Annotated in this window: 22 protein-coding genes and 1 pseudogene; 8 read left to right on the top strand and 15 right to left on the bottom strand. The window is 72.4% G+C overall.

Features of this window, described 5'->3' with window-relative positions; all coding sequences use genetic code 11:
• Positions 1-60: 60 nt before the first annotated feature.
• On the bottom strand, positions 61-2,361 hold the full coding sequence (locus ACH47Z_RS32780) for an FUSC family protein (protein ID WP_399080224.1): 2,301 nt from the start codon (positions 2,359-2,361) through the stop codon (positions 61-63).
• A gap of 270 nt (positions 2,362-2,631) precedes the next feature.
• Entirely contained in the window at positions 2,632-3,510 is an 879-nt protein-coding gene (locus ACH47Z_RS32775; RefSeq protein ID WP_399080222.1) for an AAA family ATPase, read from the bottom strand.
• 109 nt (positions 3,511-3,619) lie between these two features.
• Here ACH47Z_RS32775 and ACH47Z_RS32770 point away from each other — a divergent pair, with 109 nt between their 5' ends.
• The 4 genes and pseudogenes from ACH47Z_RS32770 to ACH47Z_RS32755 all read left to right on the top strand — a co-directional run bounded on the left by ACH47Z_RS32770 (position 3,620) and on the right by ACH47Z_RS32755 (position 5,845).
• Positions 3,620-3,832, top strand: coding sequence for a hypothetical protein (locus ACH47Z_RS32770; protein ID WP_399080220.1), 213 nt, complete (start codon positions 3,620-3,622; stop codon positions 3,830-3,832).
• Positions 3,829-4,233 carry a transposase gene (locus tag ACH47Z_RS32765; RefSeq protein ID WP_399080218.1) on the top strand — a complete coding sequence of 135 codons (405 nt, stop codon included), beginning with the start codon at positions 3,829-3,831 and terminating at the stop codon, positions 4,231-4,233. The genes ACH47Z_RS32770 and ACH47Z_RS32765 overlap by 4 nt, the downstream gene beginning before the upstream one ends.
• A gap of 33 nt (positions 4,234-4,266) precedes the next feature.
• Positions 4,267-5,413 (top strand): annotated as a pseudogene (locus ACH47Z_RS32760) (MFS transporter).
• Positions 5,414-5,629: 216 nt separating this feature from the next.
• Positions 5,630-5,845: a hypothetical protein gene (locus ACH47Z_RS32755; RefSeq protein ID WP_399080216.1), complete on the top strand. Its 216-nt coding sequence runs from the start codon at positions 5,630-5,632 to the stop codon at positions 5,843-5,845.
• On the opposite strand, the gene ACH47Z_RS32750 is transcribed toward ACH47Z_RS32755, so the two are convergent.
• Positions 5,842-6,702, bottom strand: coding sequence for an SDR family oxidoreductase (locus ACH47Z_RS32750; protein WP_399080214.1), 861 nt, complete (start codon positions 6,700-6,702; stop codon positions 5,842-5,844). The genes ACH47Z_RS32755 and ACH47Z_RS32750 overlap by 4 nt on opposite strands.
• Before the next feature lie 424 nt (positions 6,703-7,126).
• Positions 7,127-7,642 (bottom strand): GNAT family N-acetyltransferase, encoded by a 516-nt coding sequence (locus tag ACH47Z_RS32745; RefSeq protein WP_399080212.1) that lies wholly within the window; start codon positions 7,640-7,642, stop codon positions 7,127-7,129.
• 91 nt (positions 7,643-7,733) lie between these two features.
• Here ACH47Z_RS32745 and ACH47Z_RS32740 point away from each other — a divergent pair, with 91 nt between their 5' ends.
• Positions 7,734-8,255 carry a GNAT family N-acetyltransferase gene (locus ACH47Z_RS32740; RefSeq protein WP_399080336.1) on the top strand — a complete coding sequence of 174 codons (522 nt, stop codon included), beginning with the start codon at positions 7,734-7,736 and terminating at the stop codon, positions 8,253-8,255.
• Here ACH47Z_RS32740 and ACH47Z_RS32735 read toward each other — a convergent pair.
• Positions 8,236-8,679 carry a nuclear transport factor 2 family protein gene (locus tag ACH47Z_RS32735; protein ID WP_399080210.1) on the bottom strand — a complete coding sequence of 148 codons (444 nt, stop codon included), beginning with the start codon at positions 8,677-8,679 and terminating at the stop codon, positions 8,236-8,238. The genes ACH47Z_RS32740 and ACH47Z_RS32735 overlap by 20 nt on opposite strands.
• A gap of 47 nt (positions 8,680-8,726) precedes the next feature.
• Complete coding sequence (locus ACH47Z_RS32730; protein ID WP_399080208.1) at positions 8,727-9,647, bottom strand: zinc-binding dehydrogenase; 921 nt, start codon at positions 9,645-9,647, stop codon at positions 8,727-8,729.
• Between the two features lie 140 nt (positions 9,648-9,787).
• Here ACH47Z_RS32730 and ACH47Z_RS32725 point away from each other — a divergent pair, with 140 nt between their 5' ends.
• The gene (locus tag ACH47Z_RS32725) at positions 9,788-10,783 is read left to right on the top strand and encodes a LysR family transcriptional regulator (protein WP_399080206.1); all 996 of its coding nucleotides are present in this window, start codon (positions 9,788-9,790) and stop codon (positions 10,781-10,783) included.
• Here the strand turns inward: ACH47Z_RS32725 and ACH47Z_RS32720 are convergent.
• Positions 10,754-11,950: a PucR family transcriptional regulator gene (locus tag ACH47Z_RS32720; protein ID WP_399080203.1), complete on the bottom strand. Its 1,197-nt coding sequence runs from the start codon at positions 11,948-11,950 to the stop codon at positions 10,754-10,756. The two genes, ACH47Z_RS32725 and ACH47Z_RS32720, sit on opposite strands and share 30 nt — an antisense overlap.
• Positions 11,951-12,206: 256 nt before the next feature.
• Between ACH47Z_RS32720 and ACH47Z_RS32715 the strand changes: the two genes are divergently transcribed.
• On the top strand, positions 12,207-13,040 hold the full coding sequence (locus ACH47Z_RS32715) for an SGNH/GDSL hydrolase family protein (protein WP_399080201.1): 834 nt from the start codon (positions 12,207-12,209) through the stop codon (positions 13,038-13,040).
• 41 nt (positions 13,041-13,081) lie between these two features.
• On the opposite strand, the gene ACH47Z_RS32710 is transcribed toward ACH47Z_RS32715, so the two are convergent.
• The 4 genes from ACH47Z_RS32710 to ACH47Z_RS32695 form a co-directional block, all read right to left on the bottom strand.
• Positions 13,082-13,726, bottom strand: coding sequence for a class I SAM-dependent DNA methyltransferase (locus ACH47Z_RS32710; protein WP_399080199.1), 645 nt, complete (start codon positions 13,724-13,726; stop codon positions 13,082-13,084).
• Positions 13,727-13,764: 38 nt separating this feature from the next.
• Complete coding sequence (locus ACH47Z_RS32705) at positions 13,765-14,811, bottom strand: cytochrome c oxidase assembly protein (RefSeq protein ID WP_399080197.1); 1,047 nt, start codon at positions 14,809-14,811, stop codon at positions 13,765-13,767.
• A 135-nt stretch (positions 14,812-14,946) separates the two neighbouring features.
• On the bottom strand, positions 14,947-16,239 hold the full coding sequence (locus tag ACH47Z_RS32700; protein ID WP_399080195.1) for an NRAMP family divalent metal transporter: 1,293 nt from the start codon (positions 16,237-16,239) through the stop codon (positions 14,947-14,949).
• Complete coding sequence (locus ACH47Z_RS32695; protein ID WP_399080193.1) at positions 16,236-17,582, bottom strand: magnesium transporter MgtE N-terminal domain-containing protein; 1,347 nt, start codon at positions 17,580-17,582, stop codon at positions 16,236-16,238. Before ACH47Z_RS32695 ends, ACH47Z_RS32700 begins: the two co-directional genes overlap by 4 nt.
• A 525-nt stretch (positions 17,583-18,107) precedes the next feature.
• On the opposite strand from ACH47Z_RS32695, the gene ACH47Z_RS32690 reads away from it, so the two are divergent.
• A complete protein-coding gene (locus ACH47Z_RS32690) occupies positions 18,108-18,629 on the top strand; it encodes an SAM-dependent methyltransferase (RefSeq protein WP_399080191.1) in 522 nt (173 codons plus the stop codon).
• 12 nt (positions 18,630-18,641) lie between these two features.
• Here ACH47Z_RS32690 and ACH47Z_RS32685 read toward each other — a convergent pair whose 3' ends face one another.
• The 4 genes from ACH47Z_RS32685 to ACH47Z_RS32670 form a co-directional block, all read right to left on the bottom strand.
• Positions 18,642-22,778 carry a molybdopterin-dependent oxidoreductase gene (locus ACH47Z_RS32685; protein WP_399080189.1) on the bottom strand — a complete coding sequence of 1,379 codons (4,137 nt, stop codon included), beginning with the start codon at positions 22,776-22,778 and terminating at the stop codon, positions 18,642-18,644.
• A 238-nt stretch (positions 22,779-23,016) separates the two neighbouring features.
• On the bottom strand, positions 23,017-23,793 hold the full coding sequence (uppS, locus tag ACH47Z_RS32680) for a polyprenyl diphosphate synthase (protein WP_399080186.1): 777 nt from the start codon (positions 23,791-23,793) through the stop codon (positions 23,017-23,019).
• 188 nt (positions 23,794-23,981) lie between these two features.
• The gene (locus tag ACH47Z_RS32675; protein WP_399080184.1) at positions 23,982-24,416 is read right to left on the bottom strand and encodes a lamin tail domain-containing protein; all 435 of its coding nucleotides are present in this window, start codon (positions 24,414-24,416) and stop codon (positions 23,982-23,984) included.
• A 126-nt stretch (positions 24,417-24,542) separates the two neighbouring features.
• The gene (locus tag ACH47Z_RS32670) at positions 24,543-26,207 is read right to left on the bottom strand and encodes an alkaline phosphatase family protein (protein WP_399080183.1); all 1,665 of its coding nucleotides are present in this window, start codon (positions 26,205-26,207) and stop codon (positions 24,543-24,545) included.
• Between the last annotated feature and the right edge of the window lie 5 nt (positions 26,208-26,212).

Genomic DNA, 26,212 nt, shown 5'->3' with positions numbered 1-26,212 from the left:
GTGTGGCGGGGCCCCTCGACCAGCCCGCCCGTACGTCACGCGAAGAGCGGCGCCCGCGGGTCAGCGGGTAGCGCTGCCCTTCACGGCCTTGGCGAGGCCGGGCTGGAGGCGGCGGGCGACGTCGACGTGGTCGCCGGTCCAGATGACACGGACGGCGGTGGCGGTGGCCTGGCCGTGGCCGTCGACCAGGTCGCTGCGGACGGACTCCACGAGCCGGGCCGCGGACTCGGGATGGCGCCGGACGGGATCGGGGACGGGCGCGCTGCCGTCGAGGCTCGTGGCGAGGCCGCGGTACCACTCCGTGACCCGGGACGCGGCGCCGAGGATGGCGCGGTGGGCATCGGTCTGCTCGGCGGCCGTACGCGACGGTCCGGCGGCCCGCCACAGGGAGACGACGGCGTCGGCGGCCAGGCGCAGCGCGGCCACGCCGGTGACGAGCGTGGTCATGTCGGCCAGCCGGACGGGCTTGGCGCCGCTCTCGGCCAGATAGGTCCGGAAGGCGTCGTCGAGCCGGCGGGCGGCGGCCGCGGCCTCGCGGTTCTGCTGCTCGGGTTCCGCGGCGAGCGCGGCGGCGGTGCAGCAGCCGACGGCGTAGTTCACGGCGCCGGAGAGATAGCGGGCGCTGTCGTCGTACGCCTCGGCGAGCGCCCTGTGTACGGCGGCCGAGGCGCCTCGGGGCCAGAAGAACAGCGCGACGACGACGCTGACCGCGCAGCCGAGGGCGATGTCCTGGACGCGGAGCAGGGCGATGTGCCAGTCGGGGTTCTGGCCGATGTTGAACAGCACGACGAGCGTGACGGTGAAGGCGGCCTGCCCGGCGGTGAAGGAGACGGCGGCGGGCGCGATACCGGCCACCAGGATGGCGAGCGGGAGCAGCAACCACAGAACGGTGCCGTGGTGACCGATCAGCTGCAGCAGCCCGGCGCCGATGAAGGAGCCCAGCACCGTGCCGAGGACGGCGCGCAGGGCGTTCTGGCCCGTGTTGAGCGCGTTGGAGCGCAGCACGGAGAGGGTGCCGAGCAGCACCCAGAAGGAGTGCTGCACACCGGTGAGGTCGGCCAGCAGCACCGCGATGCCGAGTCCCACGGCGCCGCGCAGGCTGTTGTGCAGCCACACCGAGCGCCGTCCGAGATGCGCCGCGGCCCGTTCACAGGCCGAGGCCAGCGGTTCGGTCACCGCACCGGGTTCGCCGCCGAGGAGCCGCTCGTGCCAGGGCCGTTGCCATGCCGTGGCGGCCAGTTCGACGTTGCCGGCGATCTGCAGGACCGCGAACCCCAGCTCCTGCGCGCGGAAGGAGAGGTCGAGCGTGGCGATGAACCCGTAGGTCTCCGCCGTACGGTCGCCGGTCGGGTGCCGGTCGGCGGGCAGGCGTACCGTCGAGCTCTGCTCCATCCCGCTCATGGTCGCCCGCAGGTCGTTCGCGGCGGCCCGCAGCGGGCCGACGTCCCGGTACGGGTCCGTGAGGAGTTCGGCGGCGTGGTCGAGGACGTCGGCGGCGGCGAGGCGTACGGTGCGCGCGGCCGGGTCGCAGGGCGGCGGCTCGTCGGTGTAGGCGGGCCGGTCCAGCAGGATGCCGCTCAGCCAGGTCAGCTCGTCCACCAGACGGACCAGGGCACGCGAGGAGGTGGACAGGCCGGTGGGGCGGTACGGGGTTGCGTCGAAGGCGGCCCGCAGCTCCGCGCTCGCGCCGACGGTGCGTTCCGCCGCCGCCCGCCGCCGCCCGGCGTCGGGCGCCGGGCCGTGTCCGCCGAGACCGGAGGCGTCCGTACGCAGGTGTCCGGCGGCGGCACGGCACACCCGGGCCGCCGGTGCGCTGAGCGGATCGGCGACGGGGCGTGGCCACAGCAGGCAGACGGCCAGGAGTGCCGCCGCCGCCGCGAGACCGGCGCCGGCGAGCCGCTCGGGCAGCCGGGACAGCGGCACCGGTGTGGTGACTGGCAGGACGAAGGCGAGCAGCAGCGCGGTCGCACTGCCGGCCAGTACCGAGCTGACGACGCCGGAGAACAGGACCACGAAGCCGACCAGCAGTGTCGTCACGACGGCCAGCCAGGTCACGCGCGCCACCAGCGTCCCCAGACAGATCAGCACCGCCCAGCCCACCGCGAGCCCGGCCTGCGCCCGCAGCCGCTGCACCATCGGACCGCTGAAGTCGACCAGCAGCAGCATCGAGAAGGACCCGAACGCGGCGAAGCTCGCCATCGTCGGCGAGTGCACCACCTGACCGCACAGCGCGAACAGGGCCGGCATCACCAGCGCGGTCCGCCCGGCCCGCCGCGTCGCCGCCAGATCCGGATCGCGGTCACGCAACCACGCCACCCACCGCGACGCGGAGCGCATCCGCCCCCGGCTCTCCACGGACATGCCACCTCCCGCCGACGCGACGACGACCGCCCCCGCCACACCCCCCATATGCCGACACGGCGCGGCCCTCCGCAACACCAGGACGACGTTCCCGGCACGAAGCCCACGGGCAGCACGGTCGTAGGCGCCCGTCATGATGGCGGATCGCCATCGGCGGCGAGGTGATCCATGGCGTACGAGGAAGACGGGGACCGGCGGGACGTGGAGATCGCTGCGACGGCCCGGCACGGCATGGGGTGTCGGAAGGCAGGTCTGGACACGTCGGATGTGTCAGGCGAAGGAGAAGTGCGCAGCGGCTTGGGCGGGCGTGGTCGCTTGGCGACGTCCGGGGACGTCGTGGACGGTGGTTGCGCCCTCGGAGCGGAGTTGGTCGGCACCGGCGTCCCGGGTCATGGTGGCGGCGTAGGCACGGACGTCCGCGGCGGTGAGGTCCGTGCGGCCTCGCTCCGTGTACTGCTGGAGGAGGTCGGTGACGTCCGGGTTGAATCGCAGCATGGTCACCGGGGCGTTGAAGCGCCTGGCGATGGCGATGAGTCGTGCGCGTGCCTGCGGCGTGACGTTTGTCGACTCGGCGACTGCGCTGTGTCCGGTGGCGAGCCTGGCGACGATCCTGCGGTCGCGTTCCTCGAAGATCTGTGCGTCCGCCGCGTCGGATTCCGCTTCCGCGTGTGAGGTGCCGAAGAGCTCCGCGCGGATCTCGTCGCTGGACACCACGGCTTCCGCGTCGATCTGCCGGCGCGCGATCAGTGCCCGAACGAAACTGGTCTTGCCCGAGGCTGGTGGGCCGACGAGGACGACGAGTCCTGCCGGCACCCGGATGGCCGGCGCGAGAGCGTTGAGGTAGAGGTCGCCTGCGCAGTCGAGGGCTTCCTCCGGGGAGCCGGCCAGCAGTCCGCTGGGCAGGATGGTGTCCCGGTAGCTGTCGTCGCCGGCCAGGTAGAGGGCGAAGCCCCAGGTGTGCAGCACGCCGGTGAAGCGCAGTCGGCACAGCGGCAGGCTCATTCCGTCGGGCAACTCGGCTGCCACGTAGGCGAATCCTGTGCGGAAGCGGACCGTGATGGCGTCCACGTGGGGCCAGCATGCGCGGGCGTGGCGGTTCAGACGCCGGCGCAGGTGGTGCTGCATCGATTCCGGGGGGTTCTTCGGCACGGGCCCATCCTGCCGGTTTCGGCGGCGGCCCGTCCTGATCGTTTGCCGTGGAGGGTGGGCGACGGTCGGGGCGGCCGAAGATCCACGGCCCGAGGTCCGCGTGGCGATCGTGGCCACAGCAACCACCATGCCGCCGCATCCGGAGGTGACCTGGTCGCACCGGGCCGTCGCCCAGCGCATGGCCGGTGCCTGCTTGGTGTCCCTCTCCGCCTCCCAGGTCGGCCGGATCCTGGCCGGCCTGGACCTGAAGCCGCACAAGGTCCGTGGCCGGCTCACCCGCCCGTTCACGCCGCCATCCCGGACGTCCCGCACGCCCCGGTGAACCCGCCCGCCCGGCAGGAGTTCGAGTACCGGCGTCACGGCACCCCCTCCCTCGTCGCCGCTCTCGACGTCCGTACCGGTGAGGTCCTCACTGAGGTCATCGCCCGCAACAACGCGGCGACCTTCACCGCCTTCCTGGACCAGGTCGACCGGGCGATCGCTCCTGGCAAGGAGATCCACGTCGTGCTCGACAACGGCTCCTCCCGCACCGCCAAGCACACCAAGGCGTGGCTGGCCGCGCACCCGCGCCGGCACGTCCGCTGGACCCCGCCGCACGCCTCCTGGCTCAACCAGGTCGTGCTCTTCTTCTCCGCCCTGACCCGCCGGGTCGTGCGGCATGGCGACTTCGCCAGCCGCGACGACCTGATCGCGAAGCTGGAGGGGGTGAGGCTCGTGCCATGAGCGAAGCCGGCCTGGCGATCGAACACCGAGTTCCTGATCGCCGGACTGCTGCCGCAGGTGGCGGCGAGTTTCGCGGTGTTCGAGGCGGCGGGCCGGCTGATCTCCGGGTACGCGCTCAGTGTCGCGATCGGCGCGATCGCGCTGACCGCGGCGACGGCACGCCTGCCCCGCAAGAGCGTGCTGGTCGGTCTGCTGGCGCTGTTCGTGATCGGCAACCTGTTGTCCGTCGTCGCGCCCGGTTATCCGGTGATGATGCTCGGGCGGATCGTCGCGGCGTTGTGCCACGGCTCGTTCTTCGGCATCGGCTCACTGGTCGCGCGCAGCCTGGTCGCGCCGGAGAGGAAGTCCCGCGCGGTGGCGGTCATGTTCGCCGGGCTGACCGTCGCGAACGTCCTGGGCGTGCCGTTCGGCGCGTTGATCGGCGAGCGCTGGGGCTGGCGGGCGGCCTTCTGGGCGGTCACCGCGATCGGCGTACTGGCCCTTGTGGGGATCGCGACCCTCGTCCCCGGCCGACCGGGCCGGGCTCCGGAGCCGGCAGTCACGGACGACTCGGACCCGCTGCCGCCCGCCGCCCTGCGGGCCCAGTTCCGTGCCTTGCGGTCCTGGCAGGTCTGGCTGACCCTGGCGGCCACCGCCCTCGGCTACGGCGGGATGTTCGGCGCGTTCAGCTCTATCGCCTCCACCCTCACCGAGGTCAGCGGCTTCTCCCCCGCCGATGTCGCCTGGCTGCTGATGGTGTACGGCACCGGTCTGGTCGTGGGCAACCTGATCGGCGGGCGGGCGGGCCGCCGACCACGACCGCGACCGCGCCCTCCTCCTCGCCCTCCTCGGACTCACCGTCACCCTGGCCGTGTTCGGCCTGCTGGCCGGCAGCGCCACGGCGTCGGTGATCCTGGTGTTCCTGATGGGAGTGTCCGGATTCGCGAGCGTCCCCGGCCTGATCACCCGCGTCACCGACTTCGCCCACGGCGCGGCCCTCGCCGCCAGCGCCCACGTCTCCGCGTCCAACATCGGCAACGCCCTCGGCGCCTGGCTCGGCGGCCTGGCCATCACCGCGGGCCTCGGCTACACCGCACCGCTCTACGTCGGCGCCGGCATCACGCTGGCCTCCGTCGCCGTCATGGCCGTTGCGGCACGCCAGGCCCGCGCCACCTCGACGGTTCGACCGGCCTCACGGTGACCCCGGTGCCGAAACGGCCCTGTACATACGGCTGTTGACCTTGCTCAGTGCGAGCGGCGGCTCGTACGACTCGCTCGGTCGGCGGCCGCCCGGCTCCGGGCTGAGCGGCGGGGCCATCAGGGTGTTTTCAGGGGGTGTCGGCCGGCCGGGGCGGGCCCGTTTGACCATGCTGGGCCAGGAGTGACACTCATCCTTCGCTGCGACAAGGAGCACGGTATGGCCTCGGACTCGGTCGAACGATTCCTGGCGGCCCTGGGCCCGGAACACCGCGATGCTGTCGGCGCGAGGCCGCGTCAGGAGCAGGAGCAGCTGGCGGCGGCCTGGGAACGGGAACTGGAAGCCGATGACGAGCTCGACACCCTGGACGAGCTGTCCCCGCCGGCGGCGGAGTCCGAGGCGGCCCGCCGTGTGCTGGCACGGGAAGCGGACTAGAGATCGGCACCTTTTGGCCGCAGCACCTGCTCCAGTGCGGTGGCGGGGTGGCCGGTCAGGTCCTCGATGGCGGTGGTCACTCCGGCGAGGGAGCCGTCGGCGATCGCCGTGTACGTGGAGACCCAGGCGTCGAGCTGCCAGTCGGGCACGCCGTAGCCCGCACGGGAGGCGTAGGCCTCCTCGACGGTCTCGGGAACGTACGCGACCGGGCGCCCGGTGGCGTCGGTGATCGTGGCCGCGACCTCGGCGAGGGTGAGCGCCTCGGGACCGGTCAGGTCGTAGGCGCGGCCGGTGTGCGGGCCCGGTTCGTGCAGGATCGCGACCGCGGCGTCCGCGATGTCGTCCTGCGCGACCACGGCGGCCCGGCCGTCGCCGGCGGGGCCGCGGATCGCGCCGTCGTCGCCCACCAGGCCGGGCATGAAGTCGGCATAGAGGTTGTCGCGCAGGAAGGTGAACGGCAGGCCGCTGGCGCGGATGTGCTGCTCGGTGTGCCAGTGGTCGCGGGCCAGGGTGAAGGTGGCGTCGGGCGCGGCGCCGTAGAAGGAGATGTACACCAGGTGCGCGACACCCGCCTCGGTCGCGGCGTCGATGAAGGTGCGGTGCTGGTCGAGGCGGTCGGGTGACTCCGAGGCGGAGACCATCAGGACGCGGTCGGTGCCGCGCAGGGATCGTACGAGGGCGTCGTGGTCGCCGTACGCACCGGGTACGGCGGTGGCGCCGGGCAGCTCGGGTGCGCGGGCCGGGGTGCGGCACAGCAGGGTCTGCGGGGTACCCGCGGCGGCCAGCCGGCGGGCGATCCGTCCGCCCAGGCGCCCGGTGGCACCGGTGACGGCGTAGGTGGGCTCAGTGGAAACCATCGCTGCTCCTCGTCGCGGTGCCGGCCGCGCTGCTGCGCGCCTGCCAGCACAGTAACCGCCACCGCCCACGTTCCGCGCAATCGGCCACGCTGGAGCTCTCCGGTGGAGGTGCGGGGCAGCGACGCGCTGAAGACGATGGTGTGGGGCACCTGCCGTCGATGCTGACGTTCAGGGTGTTCAGCAGGCGGTTATCGGGCGGGCCGTTGAGGTGAACGCGGCCGGGCAGGCTCTCGGTCAGGCGCCGGCGAACCGGGCCGCGGTACCCAGGGCGACGTTCTCGGTGCCGGCGCGCAGGCCGTGTTCCTGGCAGCCGCCGTGGACGCCCGGCTCCAGCGGCACCCCGTTGCGCGCCTACAGGGCGGCCGGCCTCCTGGCGGTCCACTGGATCACGGAACACCGCAAGGCCGGTCGAGAGGGTCGCCCCCTACAGGGCGCGACGGTAACGGAGTTCGGGCACCGACACCCCGTCGTACTCGTCGGCCTGGACAGCGCCGTCGGCGAGATAGCCGGCTCGTTCGTAGAAGCGACGTGCGGGGGTGTTGTCGGTGAGGACCCACAGCATCATGTCGTCGAAGGGATGGCCGAGGGCGCGTGCGTGCACGGCATCGAGCAGCGTGCGACCGATACCGGAACCGATGAGCGAGGGCTGGACGTAGAGGGCGTACAGCTCACCTGTGGTGGTACTGGGTCGGGCACCACGACAGGGGCCGAGGCAGGCCCAGCCCACGACTCCTCCCCCGGCGTCGACCGTCACCAGGTCGGTCGTGCCGTTCTTCGGTCGCTCGAAGTGCTGTCGACGCCGCCGCGTGTCTGCTTCGACCGTCATGCCCTCGAGGTAGGACCGAGGCAGGATCCCGGCATACGCGGCCTTCCAGCCGGTCACGCGTATCGCCGATACGGCCGCGATGTCGGCCTCCGTCATCTTTCGTACAGTCACCATCTCGGCACCTTAGAGGACCCGTCACCACGACCACCTGGGAATTTCGGGGTCCTGTCGGGGAAATGCGTTGCCCTGCCGTCTCCCGGGCGGCATGCTCGCGGGCGTGATCAGTGAAGACGAGTCCGCCCGGGCCACCCTCGTCACGTCCGTGAGCGTGCGCGACCTGTTGCCGAGGGATCTGCCCGCGTGCGGCTGGTCCGGCTCGGCCACTCATCTGCGGCAGGTGGAGCGGGAGTTGGGGCGCGCTGCGGCGGGCGAGGTGGACTATCTGGCTGTGTGCACCCCGGTGGACCTGCCGGTGGCGATCGGTGGTGTCGACTATCAGGCCCACAAAGACGCCGGGACCATCTGGCAGCTCGCCGTGCTCCCGGCGCTGCAGTCCTGCGGCCTGGGCACACTGCTGATCCGTGCCGCCGAGCAGCGCATCATGGCCCGTGGGCTGCGCAGGGCCGAACTCGCCGTGGAAGAGGACAATCCCCGGGCTCGCGCCCTGTACGAGCGACTGGGGTACGTCGCGTACGGCCGCGAACCGGATGCCTGGGACGAGGAAGGCCCGGACGGGGCGATCCGTCGGTACGAGACCATGTGCGTGCTCATGCGCAGGGATCTTTGAGGCCCTGATCGAGCGCGCCGTGGTCCGGGAACAGGGCGGCGGCCACATGGCGGGTGTCGGCGTATTCCACGACGGAGGTGATCTTGCCGTCATGGACGGTGTAGATGCCGATGCAGCGGTTGTCGTAGGTGCCGCCGTACACGGTCCTGGCCTTGGAGGTCCACTCGGCCACCACGCGGTCGTCCTCGGCGAGCGTGCTGATCAGTTCGATCTCGAGGGTGCCCGGTACGAGGACCGGTCCCATGCTGCCGAGGAACTCGTCGATGATGCGGTCCCGGCCGTGCCACACCTTGGAGATGGGCAGGTCGCCCGGGTAGTGCCAGGTGGCGTCCTCGGCGAAGCTGTCGCGGATGACGTCCGCGGCGCCGTCACGGACGGCCTCGACATAGCGGATGACGACGGCCCGGGGGGCGGTGATGGTCATGGTCGTACTCCTTCGGTTGTGGTGAGGTCTGTGGGTCGTGGCGTGGTTCAGGACAGCGTCAGGACGGCCTTGCCGCGGATGCGGCGGTCGCGCAGGTCGGTGAGTGCGGTCGCGGTGTCCGCCCAGTCCATGACCCGGCCGATCTCCGGATGCAGTCGGCCCTCGGCGGTCAGCCGGACCAGTGCGGCCAGGTCGTCGTCGAGGCGGGTGTCGGCGTCGAGGTAGTGGAAGTGGCGGATGACGGCCGATTCGGGACCGGTGAAGAAGTCGAAGAAGTCGAGCGTCGCTGGTGTGCGGCCGGCCTGTCCGAACCAGATGAGGGTGCCGCGCCTGGTGAGCCGGGCCAGAGCGGTGGCGAGGGCCTGGCCGCCGGTGGACTCCAGCACGATGTCGTACGGGCCTCGGGCGTCGGCCACGTCGTGGACGATGTCGGCGGCGCCGAGTTCGGCGAGCCGGGCGCCGCGTTCGGCGTCCCGGGTCACGGCGGTGACCTGGGCCCCGGCGGCCGCCGCCAGCTCGGTGACGTAGTGGCCGACTCCCCCGGACGCGCCGGTCAGCAGGATCCGCCGGCCCAGGACGGGCCCGGCCGTGCGCAGCAGCCGCAGCGCGGTGAGGCCGGCCAGGGGCAGGGCCGCGCCCTGGAGTGTGCTGACGCCGTCGGGCAGTTCGGCGAGCGCACCGGTGGGCACCGACACGTACTCGGCCCAGCCGCCGGACATGGGGTGTCCGACCACGCGGGTGACGCCCGACGGTCCGCTTCCGTCGGCGGCCGGCTGCACCACCAGGCCCGCGATGTCCTTGCCGGGGCGTTCACCGGGGACGGGCTTCTCCAGCTTGAAGGTCTCACCCCGGTTGACGGAGAACGCCTCGACCTTCACCAGGGCTTCGTCGGGGCGGGGCGTCGGCTCGGCGACGTCGGCGAGCACGACCGGCTCGGCTGGATCTCCGGTGGGTACGAAGGCTTTCATCGGTGTCGTCCTCCTCGCCGGCCTGTCGGCCGTCGGTCGGTGTGGCGTCGAGGGCACCATCTGACCGGCCCGGGCGGCGGCCCGGCCAACAACCGGGCCGCCCGGCCGACAACGCCGGGTTGTCGCATAAGGTCAGCGGCATGGATCTCGACCTCGCCCTGGTCCGCGCCTTCGTCACCACCGCCGGCACACTGCACTTCGGGCGGGCCGCCGAGGAGCTGAACACCAGCCAGCAGGCGCTGTCCAAGCGCATCGCCAGGCTGGAGGAGCTGCTCGGCGTCCGGCTCTTCGAGCGCCAGGGCGGCGTCCGGCTGAGCGAGGCGGGCGAACGGTTCGTACCGGCCGCGCGTGAGGCGCTCGCGGCCGGAGAGCGCGCGGTCGCGGCGGTGACGGGCGCCGGAGCGGCCGTACGGATCGACACGTGGGGGCATCTGTACGCGCCGATGCGTACCGTCGCCGCCGCTGTCGAGGCGTCCGAGCCGGTACGGTGGGAGCCGGGGCCGGGACGTGACTGGCCGTCAGTCGCCCAAGCCCTGTTGCGCGGTGACACGGACCTGGGGTTCGGGCGGGTGCATCCGCTGCCCGACGGACGGGATGCGGGGCTGACCCAGCGGCTGGTACGACTGGAACCCGTCGACGTGGTGCTCGGCCCGTCCCACCCGCTGGCCGGCGCGGACGTGCTCCGGCCCGCCGACCTGCGCGACAGCGTCCTGTGGAGCCCTGCCGAACTGAGCCGCCTGGACTTCCTGCGCCGCTTCGCCGACGAGTTCCGCATCACCCGGCGGCACGACGGTCCCAACCTGGGCCTGGACCACCTCCTCCAGCACGTCGGCGCCGACCGCGAAGGCTTCACCCTCTTCCCCGCCGACGCGCCGCTGCCGGACCACGCGGGCTTGCGCGGGATCCCGTTGGCCGACCCCACCCCGCTGTACGCGTGGTCGCTGGCCTGGTGCGAGTCCTACCGTCACCCGCTGCTCGACACCCTGCTGCGCGGCTTCTCCGCAACCGGCCGCGCCCGCCGCTGGCTCGAGTACTCCCCGCAGCGCGACTGGCTCCCCGACACCGACCACGCGAAACTGGCGACGCGTCAGGCGGTCAGCGGTGGTTCACGCCCCTCCGGGCGGAAGCAGCCGTAGTGCGTGCAGGGCCACCGAGAGATCGGCGACGGCGCGGGGGTCCTGGAGGGAGCGGCCGGTCAGTTCCTCGAGCCGGCGCAGGCGGTAGCGGACGGTGTTGCGATGGCAGTACAGCCGCCGCGCCGCTTCGGCCGCCGCGCCCCCGGCCGCGTACCACTGCTCCAAGGTCTCCAGCAGCCGGGCTCGTTCCTCGCGGGGCAGTTCCAGTACGCGCGCGAAGACGGTGCGCGCGATTCTGCCGGCCTCGTCCACGGACGCGGCCACCAGTGCGGCGACCGGACCGTCGTCGAACCGTACGATGCCTGTCGCCTCCGTCGGCACCCGGTCCAGCGCGAGGCGGGCCAGCCGCAGGGCTCTCGGGGTGTCCCGCAGGGCCGGATACGCGGGGCTGACCCCCACCCGGGCCTCGGCGAAACCGCCGAGGACGCGCAGGGCGGCGGCCTCGCTGTCCGGGCCGCGGGCCGCGATGACGCCGACCTGAAGGTCGGGCAGCAGCCGCCAGGCCGAGCGGATCCGGTCGGCCAGCAGCCGGGGCTCGATGCCGGGCAGCGCCTCCCGCCCCGGTGCGGGGACACCGGCGGCCACCACCACGAAGGGCCCCTCGGCCGGCAGCCCGAGCGCGTCGGCGGCTTCCCAGAGGGTGGTGCGGTCGGTGAGCACGCCCGTGAACAGGGCCTCGACCAGTACGGACCGTTCACGGTCGCGTTGGAGCAGCAGTTCCGAAGCGGTTGCGCGGTAGGCGTCGCTGGCCGCCGCCGCGAGGCCCTCGTTCACCCACCACGCCGCCAGGGCCACGATGGTGTCGGCGGTGACGGCGTCGGCGGCACGGGCCGCGGCCGCCAGCTCGGACCACAGGAACTCCGAGCCGACGCGATAGGCGTGCAGCAGCTCCCCCAGCGGCGCCCCCTCGCGTGCCGCTCTGCGGCCCGTCTCCTCGGCCGGTTCCATGCCGGCCGTACAGCCGTCGGCCAACTGCCCGAAGACCAGCTCGGTGTTGCGCCGGCAGCTGGCGGTCAGCTCCTCGAGCGTGACGGGCCCTTCGCCGCCGTAGTAGGTGACCTCGGCGCGGATGCGGCGGGCCATCCGGGTGCCCAACTCGTGGGCGCGGCCGAGCAGTACGGCCGCGATGGGGGCGATCGCGGCGGGCGGCGGCGGTGTGCGGCTCATGACCGGCAGGCTACAAAGAGGCGCCCGGCGCACGAGTCGCTTGTGCACGGGGACAAGGAGGCCGGTGCTCTGCTGTGTGCGGGTACATGGCCCGTCGCGCGGGCGGCTACGACGATGACGGCAACGTTACCGGCCGGTACCGGAGTTCGTCTTCCGTCGTCGCACCTCCCCAGGAGCAACCGTGCCCAGAGCCGCATCCACGAGCACGCACCGCAGCCACCGACTCGGTACATGGTCATCCGTTCTCGCCGGCAGCATGCTGCTGGCGACCGCCTCCACCACCGCCCACGCGACGGCCTCGGGCTCCAGCGGGAGCGGCGCCTACGTGGCGCTCGGGGACTCGTACGCCGCCGGGGCCGGCATCCCCGCCCAGTCCGCGGGCCTGTGCATGCGCTCCGACCATGACTACGGCCACCTCGTCGCCGAGTCCCTGGCCCCGGGCACGTACCGGGACGTGACCTGCGCCGGTGCGAAGGTCAGCGCGCTCACCACGGCCCAGACGGACGCCGGAGCCGTCGTGAACGGCCCTCAGCTCGACGCCGTCACACCGGACACCACTCTGGTCACGCTCACCGTCGCGGGCGACAACCTCGGCACGTCCGACTTCGGGTTCGGCGACGTCGCCGCCACCTGCTCCGCCCTCTCCGTGACCGATCCCCTCGGTACGCCCTGCCGTGACTCCTACAAGAACACCCTCACCGAGCGGCTCGACTCCGCCGCGGCACAGCTCGACAGCGCCCTCCGGCTGATCCATGCGCATGCCCCGCAGGCCAGGGTGCTCGTCGTCGGCTATCCGGCGGTGCTGCCCGACAGCCCCGAGCAGTGCCTGGGCAAGATGCCGGTCACGCCGGGGGACATCGCGTTCCTGCGTTCCGTGCTGGGCGAGCTCAACGACACGGTCGCCACCACCGCCCGAGCCGAGGACGCCACCTACGTGGACACGCTCACCCCCACCCTGGGCCATGACAGCTGCTCCTCGTCGCCCTGGATCGAGGGACTGCTCCCCGCCTCGCCCGCCCTGCCGCTCCATCCGAACGCCATGGGTGAACGCGTCATGGCGAACGCCGTACTCGACGCGCTCGGCGGCTGATCCCACCCGTCCGGCCCGCCTCGCGCGGGCCGGACACCGGACTAACTCTGACGGCGCGCGAAGAGGACCGCGCCCGGAGTGCTCTTGTCGAGGTCGAGCGCCAGATGAGCCTCGACGGTGAAGCCGGCATCGCGCAGCCAGTCCGCCACGCGGTCGGGCCGGCGGCGGTGGACGTGGACGTTCATCGGGTGACCGCCGTAGCCCTGGGTCTTCAGCACCGACTCGTCGCCGACGTGGAAGCCGAGCAGGAGGGGGCCGCCGGGGCGCAGCACGCGCCGGAAGTGGCCGAGGACCGTGGGGACGGCGTCGTCGGGAACGTGGATCAGCGACCAGAAGGCGAGGAGGCCGACGACCGAGGCGTCGGCGAGGTCGAGGTCCGCCATCGACCCCACCTCGAACCGGAGGCCGGGGTGGTCACGCCGGGCCACGTCGATCATCGCCGGTGAAAGGTCGATGCCGAAGGCGTCCACACCCAGCTCGCGGAGATGCGCGGTGACATGCCCCGGTCCGCAGCCCACGTCGGCCACCGGCCCGCCGCCGGCGGAGTGCACCAGATCGGTGAACAGCGCCAGGGCGGCTCGGAGATACGGCGCCCCGGCCAGCACCTCGCGCATGTGACCGGCGTAGCTGACCGCCACCGTGTCGTAGGAGGTCCGGGTGTCGGCCACCCAGTTGCTCGTGTTCATGCCACGTCACGGTAGTCCAGTGATCAGCTCGGTCGCCGTCACCTCTCCCGGTGCTGGCCCCGGATCCGCGCGGCCACCTCGTTCTGTTCGGTCTCCCACCAGGGGCGTACCCGCTCCTCAGCCCGGGACGGGGCCTCCTGGCCGTGTCCCGAGGCGTCGGGGTCCGCGGCGGGCGCGGCTACGACGGCGGGCGCGAGTTCCGCGTCCAGGCGGCGGTCCAGGGCGGCGTTCTGGACCCGTTCCGCGCGGGCCCACTGGTACAGCAGGGCCAGCAGGAAGGGCAGCGCGACCAGTTCGGCGATGCTGAGCATCGCGCCGCCGCCGATCTGCTGGTCGTGTTGGACGTCCGGGGACCAGGTCGGCGCGTGGTGCAGGTACCAGGCGCCCGCGATGAGGGTGCTGTGCGTCATCACCACCACGCCGGGGACCGCGTCGACGACGCCGTCCAGGAAGACCAGTCCCGCCCGTACCGGGTGGGTGCACCAGCTGGGCAGTGTCTCCTCGTGGGTCAGCACCGGCACGACGAACAGGGAGCCGGCCACGAGCAGGTGCAGATACATCAGCTCGTGCAGCCAGCCCACGCGCAGGGCTGTCTCGAAGTACGGCGTGAAGTACACCGTGAGTTCCGTGGCCAGCACCAGGGCCGTGCTGACCAGGGGGAACGTCAGGACTCGTACCAGGCGGCCGGACATCACCCGGCGTACGCGCCCGGCGGCGTTCTCCGGCAGGGCCCGGGCGGCGAGCCGGAGCGGGTCGCCGAGGGCCAGGCCCAGGGGGGCGACGAGGTCCAGGAGGATGTTCTGCACGGCGGCCGGCCAGAACAGCACATGGTCGTAGACGGCGAGCGCGGACATCGTGGCCACGACCAGCGTGCCCAGGCCGAGCAGCACGAAGGCGGCCACGCGGCCCGGCGGCCAGGGCTCGCCCCGCTCGCGCAGCCGGGCGACGCCCCGGCCGTAGAGCGCGCCCAGGACGATGACCAGCAGCAGCGCGGGGATGTCGAGCTGCCATGTGGACAGCAGTCGTCCCGTGGTCAGCTCGGGGAGCTGACCGGCCGACAGCGCGGTCATCGCGTGACCATCCATGCGGATCGTCCTCCTTTGGCTCGGTTCGGGGGGCTCGGCACGGAAGAGTCCGGCTCGGGTCCACCACGGGACGGTAGTCCCCGGCGGGCCGAGGCCCGGCATCGGGGTGCCGCACGCCGGGGTGAAAAGCGGGGATCAGGCAAGACCGAACCAGCCCAGGACCGTCTGGACGAGGAGGATCGTCGACATGGCGGCGACGCCCACGACGACCGTGGTGGCGGCGATGCGGTAGCGCGGGCCGTTGGCGGCCGGGCCGAGGACCGAGCGGCGGTTGGTCAGGACCAGGAGGTAGACCAGGACGACGGGGCTGATCAGGCCCTGGAGGACCTGGGTGCCGATCAGCAGCTGGATGACGTCGACCGGGGTCATGGCCACCGTGGCGCCGAGCACGATCTGGGCGGTGAACAGGCCGAGGAAGAGCGGGGCGTCGCGGAAGCTGCGGGAGACGGAGCGCTCTACCCCGGCCGCCTCTCCTATGGCGTAGCTCGCCGAGAGCGGGACGACGGCGCCGGCCAGAGCGGAGGCGCCGAGCAGGCCGAGCGCGAACAGCAGCTCCGCGTTGCGGCCCGCGACCGGCTTCAGTGCCTCGGCGGCCTGGGCGGCGGAGTCCAGCGGGCCGGTGCCGCCGATGGCGGACGCCGTGGCGATGATGATGGTCAGGCTGATGACGCAGGCGAAGACGGCACCGAGGATGGCGTCGGCGCGGATCAGCGGGTAGTCGGCGGGCTTGGCGCCCCGGTCCACGACGCCGGCGGCCGCGTAGAACTGCATGTACGGGCTGACGGTCGTACCGATCAGCGCGACCGCCAGCAGGATGAAGCTCTTGCTCGGCTCCATGTGCGGGACGACCAGGTGGTGGCCGACCGCGCCCCAGTCGGGGTGGCCGAGGATCATCGCGATCGGGTACGCGAAGAAGGCCAGCGACATGATCAGGAAGATGCGCTCGGCCCAGTGGTAGGAGCCGAACAGCACCAGCGCCCACAGCAGGACCGCCGCCGGCGGGATCACCGCCCACTTCGGTACGCCGAGCAGTTCGAACGCGGCGCCGATGCCGGCGAACTCGGACACGACCAGGCCCGTGTTGGCGAGCAGCAGGCAGGAGACGGCGAGCGCGGTCAGGCGCAGGCTGAACTGTTCACGGATCAGGGCACCCAGGCCCTTGCCGGTGTGGGCGCCGAGGCGTACGGCCATCTCCTGCACCATGACCAGGGCGATGGTGACGAGCACCATGAAGAACAGGGTGCCGTAGGTGAACTGGGAGCCCGCCGAGGCGTACGTGGCGATGCCGGCGGCGTCGTTGCCGGCGTTCGCGGCGACCAGTCCGGGTCCGGCGACGGCCGCGATCATGGTGAGGCGCCGCCAGCCGGTCCGGCGCGCGGGCGTGGGGGCCTGCGGTGCCGCGGTGGCGGTGTCGAGGTCGCGGGTCACTGGAGGAACCTCCGGAAGTGCAGCCGGCCGCGTTCGGGCAGCAGGGCGTCGAGCAGGTCGTCGGCCAGGATCCGGCCGAGCGGGCGGCCGGAGTCGTCGACCACCAGGAGTGAGGAGGCACGGGCCGCGACGAGCTGGTCGGCGGCCTCGGCCAGGGAGGTGTCGGCGTGGACGGTGTCCGGCGGGCCGAACTGGGTCCGCCAGGTGACCAGGTCGGCGATCGGGGTCGTGTCCTCGGCCACCGCCAGGTCGAACAGCGGGATGTCCGACAGCAGCCGGTCCGTGCCGTCGACGACGGCGACCGCGTCGATCTCGGTGCGGTGCTCGTGCTGCTCGGCGAGCCGGCCCCGCACCTCGGCGACGGTCTCGTCCTGCCGGGCGGTGATCAACAGCGTGGTCATGGCACCGCCCGCCGTGCCCTCCCGGTGGGTCAGCAGCCGGCGCAGTTCCGCCGCCTCGTCCTTCGGCATCCGGGTCAGCAGGGCCTCGCGCTCCTCGCGGGTGAGGTCGCGCAGGGCGTCGGTGGCCTCGTCGGGCTCCATCTCGTCGACCAGGCGGGCGGCGTGTTCCGGCTGGGCCTCGCGCAGCAGGTTCTGCAGCTCGGCCGGTTCCATCTCCTCCAGCGCGTCGGCGGCCTGCTCCGGTTCCAGCCAGTCGAGCAGCTGCTGGCGTTCGGCGCGGCCGAGGTCCTCGAGGATGTCGGCGAGGTCGGCCGGGCGCAGCCGGTGCAGCGCCGTGCGGGAGGCGCGCAGCCGTACCTCGGGCGGGCCCTCGGTGGCCTGCTCGGCGAACGGGGCGACGGCCTGCCAGTCCAGGACCCGCTCCGGGGTGGGGCGGGCCTGCCAGCGGCGCGGGCCGAGCCGGCGCAGCAGGGTGGGCAGGGAGACGTCGACGCCGACCAGCACGACCTGGTCCACCAGGGGTGCCAGATACAGGTCGGCGGCCCGGGTGACCTGAACGCCGTCGACGTCGACCAGCTGGTGGTCGAGGACGTCCTTGGCCAGCAGCACCTCACCGGGGCGGCGCACGAAGTCCCGCAGGTCGACGCGGGCGGTGCGCAGCCGGACGTGTCCGGCGTGCACCTTGCCGAGGGCGTCGGCCGGCAGGAAGGTGCGGCGCCGGCCGATGCGCAGGATGAGACCGGTGACCGGCGGGTAGGAGTCGGTGCCGTAGAGCCGTGCGACGACGTCGACGACGCGGCCGACCTCGTCGCCGGACTGGTTGGTGGCCGGCCCGCCGATCAGTCCCGCGAGAGAGACCAGCGACATGCGGACCGCCTTGGACGCGGTGGCACGGCGCTCCAGATGGACCCGGCGGTCGCGCAGACGCGCCGAAGTGGACATGAGCAGAGTATGGGTAGCCAAGGTGAACACCCCCTTGCCCCGGTATGACGGGGCGGCGGGCGGCCCACGGCAGCGCACCACCTCCCCGGGCCCGGACGCACGAGCGCACGGCGCCAACCGGCCTGCCAGCTGGTGGGCCGGATGGGAATCAGGGAAGAAGAGGCTGCTCCGGGCCGCGGAAGGACGGCGCGGACAACGCGAAGAGGGGCCGACTATGGCCCGGACTACTGTCCATGTCGCCTCCTCCCGGTCACGGCCGCGCAGAGAGTGTCGCGGTCCTGTGGCAATGAAACCGCGTCAACGATACGCCCGCCGCAACCCGCCTTTCGCACCCATGACCGGCCCTTGACCTGCGCACTACGGAACGGAGACCGAGCCAGGACAGGGATCCGGCTCCCCGTGCGGCCTCTCTCCCCGACGTCATCCGACCGGCCGGAGACGCGAACTGCTTGGTGGGACACGGGTGTTCGGACGTAGGTTGTGCCGTGACCGATCCACGCCTTGGCCGAAAGACGGATTCGACTCATGACCGACTCCGCGTCGACGTCCGAAGCAGCGCTCCGTCAGAAGATCGACACGTCGGTGCCGCACTCCGCCCGTATCTGGAACTACTGGCTCGGCGGCAAGGACAACTACCCGGTCGACGAGCAGGCGGGCGACGCGTACACCGCCGTCTTCCCGGGCATCGTCACCATCGCCCGCAGCAGCCGCGCCTTCCTGCGCCGTACCATCACGTATCTGGTGGCCGAGGCGGGCATCCGGCAGTTCCTGGACGTCGGCACGGGTCTGCCGACCGCGCAGAACACTCATGAGGTCGCCCAGGGCATCGCTCCCGAGACGCGGATCGTCTACGTCGACAACGACCCGATGGTCCTGGCCCATGCCCGCGCGCTGCTCTGCTCCTCCCCCGAGGGCGCGACCGCCTATATCGACGGCCTGGAGCTCATCGAGCCCGGCGTCGTGCCGGTCACCGAGTGGCGTCCGGAACCCGGTTCGCCCGCCCCGCAGGTCGTCGCCGAGCACGGCGGCCTCGCGCGCAAGCCGTAACCGGCGCTCCCGTCAGTACACGTCCCGCACATAGCGCTTGTCGGCGCCGAGTTGCTTGACGTAGACCGCCGCCTCCGTCTCGTCCAGGCCGCCGTGCACGACGGCGATCTGCCGCAGGGCCCGGTCGACGTCCTTGGCCATGCGGGAGGCGTCGCCGCAGACGTAGAAGTGGGCGCCGTCCTGGAGCCAGGACCACAGCAGCGGGCCGTGTTCGCGCATGCGGTCCTGGACGTAGACCTTGGCGCGCTGGTCGCGGGAGAAGGCGGTGTCCAGGCGGGTGAGCGTGCCGTCGGCGAGGAACCCGGTCAGCTCCTCCTCGTAGTAGAAGTCCGTCGCCCGGTGCTGTTCGCCGAAGAACAGCCAGTTCGGGGCGCGGTGGCCGCGGGCCCGGCGTTCCTCCAGGAAGCCGATGAAGGGTGCGACGCCCGTGCCGGGGCCCACCATCACCGCCGGGGTGGCGGGGTCGGCGGGCGGCCGGAAGTGCGGCGCCCGCTGGACACGGACCGGCACCGGGGTGCCGGGCTCGGCGTCGGCGAGGAACGGGGAGCACACGCCCTGGCGGAGGCGGCCGCCCAGGTTCTCGTAGCGGACGACGGAGACGGTCAGCGACACCAGGTGGGGGTCGGTCAGTGGGCTGGACGATATGGAGTACAGCCGGGGTTGCAGCCGCCCCAGCGCGTCGGCCCACTCCTGCGCCCCGGCCCGGATGCCGAACTCGGCGACGACGTCGACGGCCTGCCGCCCCCAGGACCACTGCGCCAGCTCGCCCTTGTTGTCGGGCCGGAGCAGCTTGCGCAGCTCGCGCGGGTCCCGGGCGCGGTCGGCGGCGAAGCGCAGCAGGTCGGGGGTGACGCGGGTGATGTCCAGGTGCCGCAGCAGGGCTTCGCCGAACGGCACCTCTCCGGCGGTCCTGAGTGCTACGGCCGCGTCGGCGTCGAGTCCGGTGACGGCGAGCCATTCCGTCACCAGCTCGGGCCGGTTGACGGGATGTACGGACAGGGCGTCCCCGGCCTCGTAGCCGAGCGGGGTGTCGTTGTCCCGGGTGTCGAAGGTGAACCGCCGGACCTCCTTGCCCGCGCCGGGCAGACTGAGCAGGCGGTTGCCGGTGAGGCGGGCGGTGACGGGGGTGGGCCGGGTCGGTCGCGGGGGCGCCGGGGCGGTGACGGCCTGCTGCTCGGCGGGCTTCAGTACGGAGCGCACCTGGTCGAGCCAGGCTCCGGCCGCGGTCTCGTAGTCCGGTTCGCAGTCGGTGCGCGGGGCCAGCGGTGTCGCGTCCAGCTCCGCCAGGCGCCGGTCGATGCGGCGGCCGTGACCGCAGAAGTCGTCGTAGGAGGAGTCGCCGAAGGCCAGGACGGCGTAACGCCTGCCTATCAGGCGCGGGGCGTCGGGCGCGGCGAGGGCGTCCCAGAAGCTGGCGCCGTTGTCCGGGGCGTCGCCGTCACCGAAGGTGCTCGTGATCAGCAGCAGGTCGGCGTCGGACGGCAGCGCGGTGGGGTCCGCGTCCGCCATGGGCACGAGGGAGGCGGCGTGGCCGTCGGCGGTGAGCCGCTCGGCCGTGGCGGTCGCGAACTCCTCGGCGTTGCCGGTCTGCGAGGCCCACAGGATCACGACCTGGCGGCGGAGGGTGCCGGAGGCCGGGGCGGGCGGCTGTGCGGAGCCGCCGGTCCGGTGCGCGGGCGCCGCCTCGGACCGGGAGTACATTCCGGCGAGTACGCCGTTGATCCACAGGGCGTGCTCCGGGGTGAACGGGGCGTTCGACGGCAGGACCGGTACGCCCGGCGTGCCCAGCGGGATACCGGCCAGGAAGCCCGCCAGATAGCGGCGTTCGTGTTCGGCGAGGACGGGCGGCGGCCCGGGTTCCAGTCCGAACGGGTCGGGCACGGACGCCGGAGGAAGCGCGGCGAGCGCCGGGACAGCCGCGACGGGTACCGGGGTCGCGGCCTGCGGGGCCGCCGGCACCGGAGGCCGCACGGTCACCGGGGTGGCCACCTTGGTCAGCGACACCGCGGCGACCTTGAACTCGGGCTGGAACGACAGCGGGTCGACGGCGTCGCTGGTCACGGCGTTGACGCTCAGGTACTCGCCGAACAGGTCGTTCCAGTGGAACGGCGCGAAACAGCAGCCCGGCCGCACCCGGTCGGTGACGACCGCGGGCAGCACGGCCCGCCCGCGCCGCGAGGCGACCTCCACCGAATCCCCGTCTGTGAGGCCGAGTCGGGCCGCGTCCTGCGGGTGCACCTCCACGAAGGGGCCGGGGTCGAGCTTGTTCAGCTTGGCCACCTTGGCCGTCTTGGTCAGCGTGTGCCACTGGTGCTGGACCCGGCCGGTGTTGAGCACGAACGGGTAGTCGTCGTCGGGCATCTCCGCCGCGGGGATGTGCGGACGGGCATGGAAGACGGCGCGGCCGCTCGCGGTCGGGAACCTCGGCGCGCTGGCTGTTCCGTCCTCTCCGACGTACCGGATCGGATTGCGGTCGGGACCGTCGGCGCTCGCCGCTGGCCACTGCACCGGGGTGGTGCGCAGCCGCTCGTAGCTCACCCCGCGCAGGTCCCAGCCGGTCACCGGGTTCCAGGCGCGCTTGATCTCCTCGAAGACCTCCTCGGCGCTGTCGTACGCGAAGGCCTTCTCGTAGCCCATCTCACGGGCCACGGCGGCGATGATGCGCCAGTCCGCGGTCGCCTCGCCTGGCGGGTCGGCGGCGGGCCGGGCGAGGGTGAGGTTGCGTTCGCTGTTGATCAGGACGCCCTCGGTCTCGGTCCACAGCGCGCCGGGCAGGACGACGTCGGCGTAGGCGTTGGTCTCCGTCTCGGCGAACACGTCCTGGGTGACCACGAACTCGGCGGCCTCCAGGCCCTCGATGACCGTCCTGCGGTTCGCGACGGAGGCGACCGGGTTGGTGCAGATGATCCAGCACGCCTTGATGTCCCCGTCGGCCATCTTCCGGAACATCTCGATGGTGCCCTTGCCGACCCCGTCGGCGCGCAGGGTGCCCGGATCCAGCTCCCACAGCTCCTCGACGAAGGCCCGGTCGGCGTCGGCGAGCACGGACCGCTGGCCGGGCAGCCCCGGGCCCATGTAGCCCATCTCCCGGCCGCCCATGGCGTTGGGCTGGCCGGTGAGGGAGAAGGGGCCGCTGCCGGGCCGGCAGACGGCGCCGGTGGCGAGGTGCAGGTTGACCAGGGCGTTGGTGTTCCAGGTGCCGTGCGTGGACTGGTTCAGGCCCATCGTCCAGCAGCTCGTCCACTCCCCCGCCTCACCGATCAGCCGGGCGGCCTCGCGGATGTCGTCCTCGGGTATGCCGGTGATCTCGGCCACGGCGGCGGGCGGGTAGTCGGCGAGGAAGCCGGGCATCGCCTCCCAGCCCTCGGTGTGCGCGGCGATGAAGTCGGGGTCGGTGTGGCCGTTCGCGTGCAGCAGGTGCAGCAGCCCGTTGAGCAGCGCGAGGTCCGTGCCCGGCTTGATCTGCAGGAACAGGTCGGCCTTGGCGGCGGTGGCGGTGCGCCGCGGGTCCACGACGATGAGCTTGGCCCCCGCCGACTTCACCCGGTCCATCATCCGCAGGAAGAGGATGGGATGGCAGTCGGCCATGTTGGAACCGATGACGAAGAAGACGTCGGCCTTGTCGAGGTCCTGGTACGACCCGGGCGGCCCGTCCGCGCCCAGCGACAGCTTGTAACCGGTTCCCGCGCTGGCCATGCACAGCCGGGAGTTCGACTCGATCTGGTTGGTCCGCAGGAAACCCTTGGCCAGCTTGTTCGCCAGGTACTGCGCCTCCAGGCTCATCTGTCCGGAGACGTAGAGGGCGACCGCGTCGGGGCCGTGCTCGTCGATGATCGCGCGCAGCCGGCGGGCGGTCTCGGCCACGGCGGCCGCCACGGGCGCGGGCTGCGGCTCCTCGCCGCGGTCCGTCCGGACGAGGGCGGTGGTCAGCCGCCCCGGGGCGGCGAGCATGTCCGCGGTGGTCGCGCCCTTGGTGCACAGCCGGCCGAAGTTCGCCGGGTGCTCCTTGTCCCCGCTCGCCTTCAGCACCGTACGACGTCCGTCCGGTCCCCTCCCGATGTCGAGGACCAGGCCGCAGCCCACCCCGCAGTACGAGCAGACCGTCCGCACCTTCGTCGTGCCCTCGCTCCGCGAGCCCGGCGCGGCCACGGGCGCCTCCTTGTCCACTGCTCGACCTGTTCCCACCCTTCGTGACGGTACGAACCGCTCATTACGCCGGTGTCTCCGCACCTGATCATCAGGGGTTACGCCCGCCGCACAGGGGCGGGGAGGCGCGTGTGAGCCCGCGCCGCGGACCGCTCGCGGACCGGGTCACCCGCTTCTCCCCGCTCGCTGGGGCACAGGCCAATCTGCTACGAGCCGCTGGAGCCGTGGCGGAGGAGGATTGTCACTTCCCGTACCGGCGCTCCCGGGCGCCGTAGCTGCGCAGGGCCCGCAGGAAGTCGACCTCGCGGAAGGCGGGCCAGTAGGCCTCGCAGAAGTAGAGCTCGGCGTAGGCGCTCTGCCAGAGCAGGAAGTTCGACAGCCGCTGTTCTCCGCTGGTGCGGATGAGCAGGTCGGGGTCCGGCCGGCCCGCCGTGTACAGGTGCCGGGCGATGTCGTCCACCGTCAGGCTCTCCGCCAGGTCGGCCAGCGACTGCCCCGCCTCCGCGCGTTCGGTCAACAGCTCGCGCATGGCGTCGATGACCTCCTGCCGGCCGCCGTAGCCGATGGCGAGGGTGACATGTGCTCCGGTGGTACAGCCCCGCGTCGCTTCCACCGCGTTCTTCAGGGCGTGGGCGGTGGAGGTGGGGAGGCCGTCGACGGTGCCGGCGATGTGTACCTGCCAGCGGGCTTCCGGCCGTGCGAGCTTGGTCGTCACGACCCGCTCGATCAGCTCCATGAGGAAGGCGACTTCGCCGTCGTCACGGCGGGCCAGGTTCTCGGTGGAGCAGACGAAGACCGTGACGTGCCGGATGCCCAGCGTCTCGCACCAGGACAGCACGTCGTCCACCCGCTCGGCGCCGAACTTGTGGCCGAGGCTCGGGTTGGTCATGCCCATCTGGCGGGCCCAACGGCGGTTGCCGTCCATGATCAGCCCCACGTGCTCGGGCAGCGGCCCGCCCTTGACCTGGCGGCGCAGGCGGCGGGCGTAGAGGGCGTAGAGGGGTCCGGTGAGTGGCACTGTTCAGTCCTTTCGTCGGCGATGCGGCGACATACCGAAGGTGACAACTCCCAGGGATGGTACACATCACGTATTACTCACCGCGTACTACTCGGCGGGAAGTGCCGACACGGCGATCGGCCGAAGAGACAGCCCCGGTCGGCGAGAACGCCGTCCGGGGCTGGTGTCGTGAGAGGGGGCGTCCAAGGTCAGTGACGGTGACCGACGGCGTGGTCGCCGTGGTGGCGGCGGCCGGCGGCGTCACGCCGTTGATCGTGCCCCCAGGACACGGTGTCGATCACCCGACCGCGGGCGTCGCACAGGGTCGCGGTGTCGGTGTTGGTGTCCCACACGCGCGTGCGGCGGTCCTGGTACAGGTCGGTCTTGGTGTTGCGGCCGACGCCGGTGTGGACGCGGACGGTGGCGCGGCCGTCGAGCCGCACGTGCCGGAAGGTGTACGTGCGGCCTTCGGCGTCGGACAGCGTCCAGTGGTCCAGGTGCATCGCCCGGCGGGAGCCGTTCGTGATGTCCACCCACCGCCTGTTCAAGGTGCGGTTGGAGCGGTCGGCCCGGCCCTGTCCGTCGTGCCGGACGCCGCTGATGTACACCACCCCGTGGTGCAGCCGGCCGACCCTCGGATGCAATGACCATTTATGTCCTGAATGCCGTTCTCTCACGGCCTGGCGGGCCCACACGCCGGGTGACCGACCATGCGGCCACCCGAAAGTGAGTAACGCGCGTGTGGGCCGACCGGAGCAGTCCTGCGAGGGTCAGCTCGCGGGAAGGACCCGGGTGTGCTCGACGCGTACGGCGTCCAGGCTCCGCGGGTCGAGTCCCAGCAGCCGCAGGATCGTCGGGGCGATCTGCGTGGTGTGCACCGGGCCGGCGACGCGCACGCCGTGCGGGGTGGCGGCGCCGGAGACGACGAGCGGGACGTCGAGGTCGTCGGCGTGGGCACCGCCGTGCTCGGCGATCTTGCCCTTGCCGCCGGTGTAGACGACGCCGTACTGGGTGACGCCGACCAGGTCGGGCACTCGGGAGTCACCCGGGCGCGCGTGGAAGTACCGTGCGGCGGCCGCGCCCGCGTACAGGGTCTCCAGACCGCTCGCGGTGAAGGGCCGGGCCTTGCCGTCGATGCCGTTGCCCGTGCCGGACCGGGCGAGCAGATAGGCCTTGGCGAAGTCGGCGGCGGCCTGGGACCGGTCGGTGAGCCAGATCAGCATGGCGTCGTCGTCCACCGCGTGGGCGACGAGATCGCCGGCGCCCGGGTGGGCGGCCTTCCAGGCGGCGTTGAGACCGTCGAGCAGGGGGCCGTCGTCGATACGGGTCAGCGCCGTGGGGTCGGTGGGCGACTGGCCGTGCTTGGAGGAGAGGATCACCGTGGTGCTGTCGGCGAGGTGCCGCTTGCCGAGTTCGGTGAGGAGGGCGCCGACCTGCTGGTCCACGAAGTCGAGGTTCTTCGCCAGCAGCGGACCGGGCACGCCCTTCGCCTGGTAACCGCCGGTCAGCCCGTCGGAGGCGGGCAGCTTCTGGGCGGTCGAGACGGACTGGAAGTTCATCCCGAAGACGGCCGGGGTGCCCACCTTGTGGGTGCGGCTGTGGTCGTAGCCGTCGATCTCGTTGAGGACGGCCCGCGCCTTGTAGCCGTCGTACTGCTCGGTCGCGGCGTTGTCCTTGGTCCAGTCACCGGCGGAGTAGCCGATGGCCTTGCTGTTGATCTCGGGCGTGAACAGGTCCTGGATGCCCTTGCCGGAGGGCCCGTTGAGGATGTCGTAGGCGGCGTGCTTGTCGGACCAGGCGGTGCGCAGGCCGGCCTGCCGGGCCACCTCGAAGACGGTGTTCACGCGCAGGTAGGAGTGCGGGTAGACCGGTCTGCAGGTCTTCGGGTCGACCGGCAGCTTCGAGGGGGCGAGGAGCCGGGCGGGGGCGCCGGTCATCTGGAGGATGCTGCCGGGCAGTCCGGTCAGGCCCTGGCCCGCGTCGAGGGAGTCCTGGTTCTTGTCGAGGTCCTCGGTGAGGTCGACCTCGGCGCCGGGCTTGGCGCCGGCGCACTTCGTCGTACCGGCCGGCAGGAGAGCGGAGCTGTAGGTGTCGTCGTAGTAGACGCCCGTGGTGCCCGGGTTGCCGCCCGTGAGCTGACCGACCATGCCCGGGAAGGAGTCGGAGGGGTTGGTGGTGGCCGCGTGGGTGTACTCCACGCCGCCGCCCGCGAGCCGCGCGAGGGCCGAGTGCGGGTGGCGGGCGACGTACCAGGCCAGGTCGGACTGGTGCAGTCCGTCGACGGACAGCAGCAGGACATGCCGGGCGGCCGCGCGCGGGTGCGCGGGGACGTGCGCCGAAGCGGGCACGGCCGCCGCGGTGAGCGCGCCGACGGCGGCCAGCGCGGCGGCCGCCGCCGTGACGGAACGTACGGAGTGAACCGGGCGTCGGGACAAGGGTT

The sequence above is a fragment of the Streptomyces sp. NPDC020192 genome (assembly GCF_044388685.1).
In the GTDB taxonomy this organism is placed as follows: Bacteria; Actinomycetota; Actinomycetes; order Streptomycetales; family Streptomycetaceae; genus Streptomyces.
Note: the sequence above shows the minus strand (reverse complement) of the source record. Positions and strands in the feature narration are given on the sequence as shown.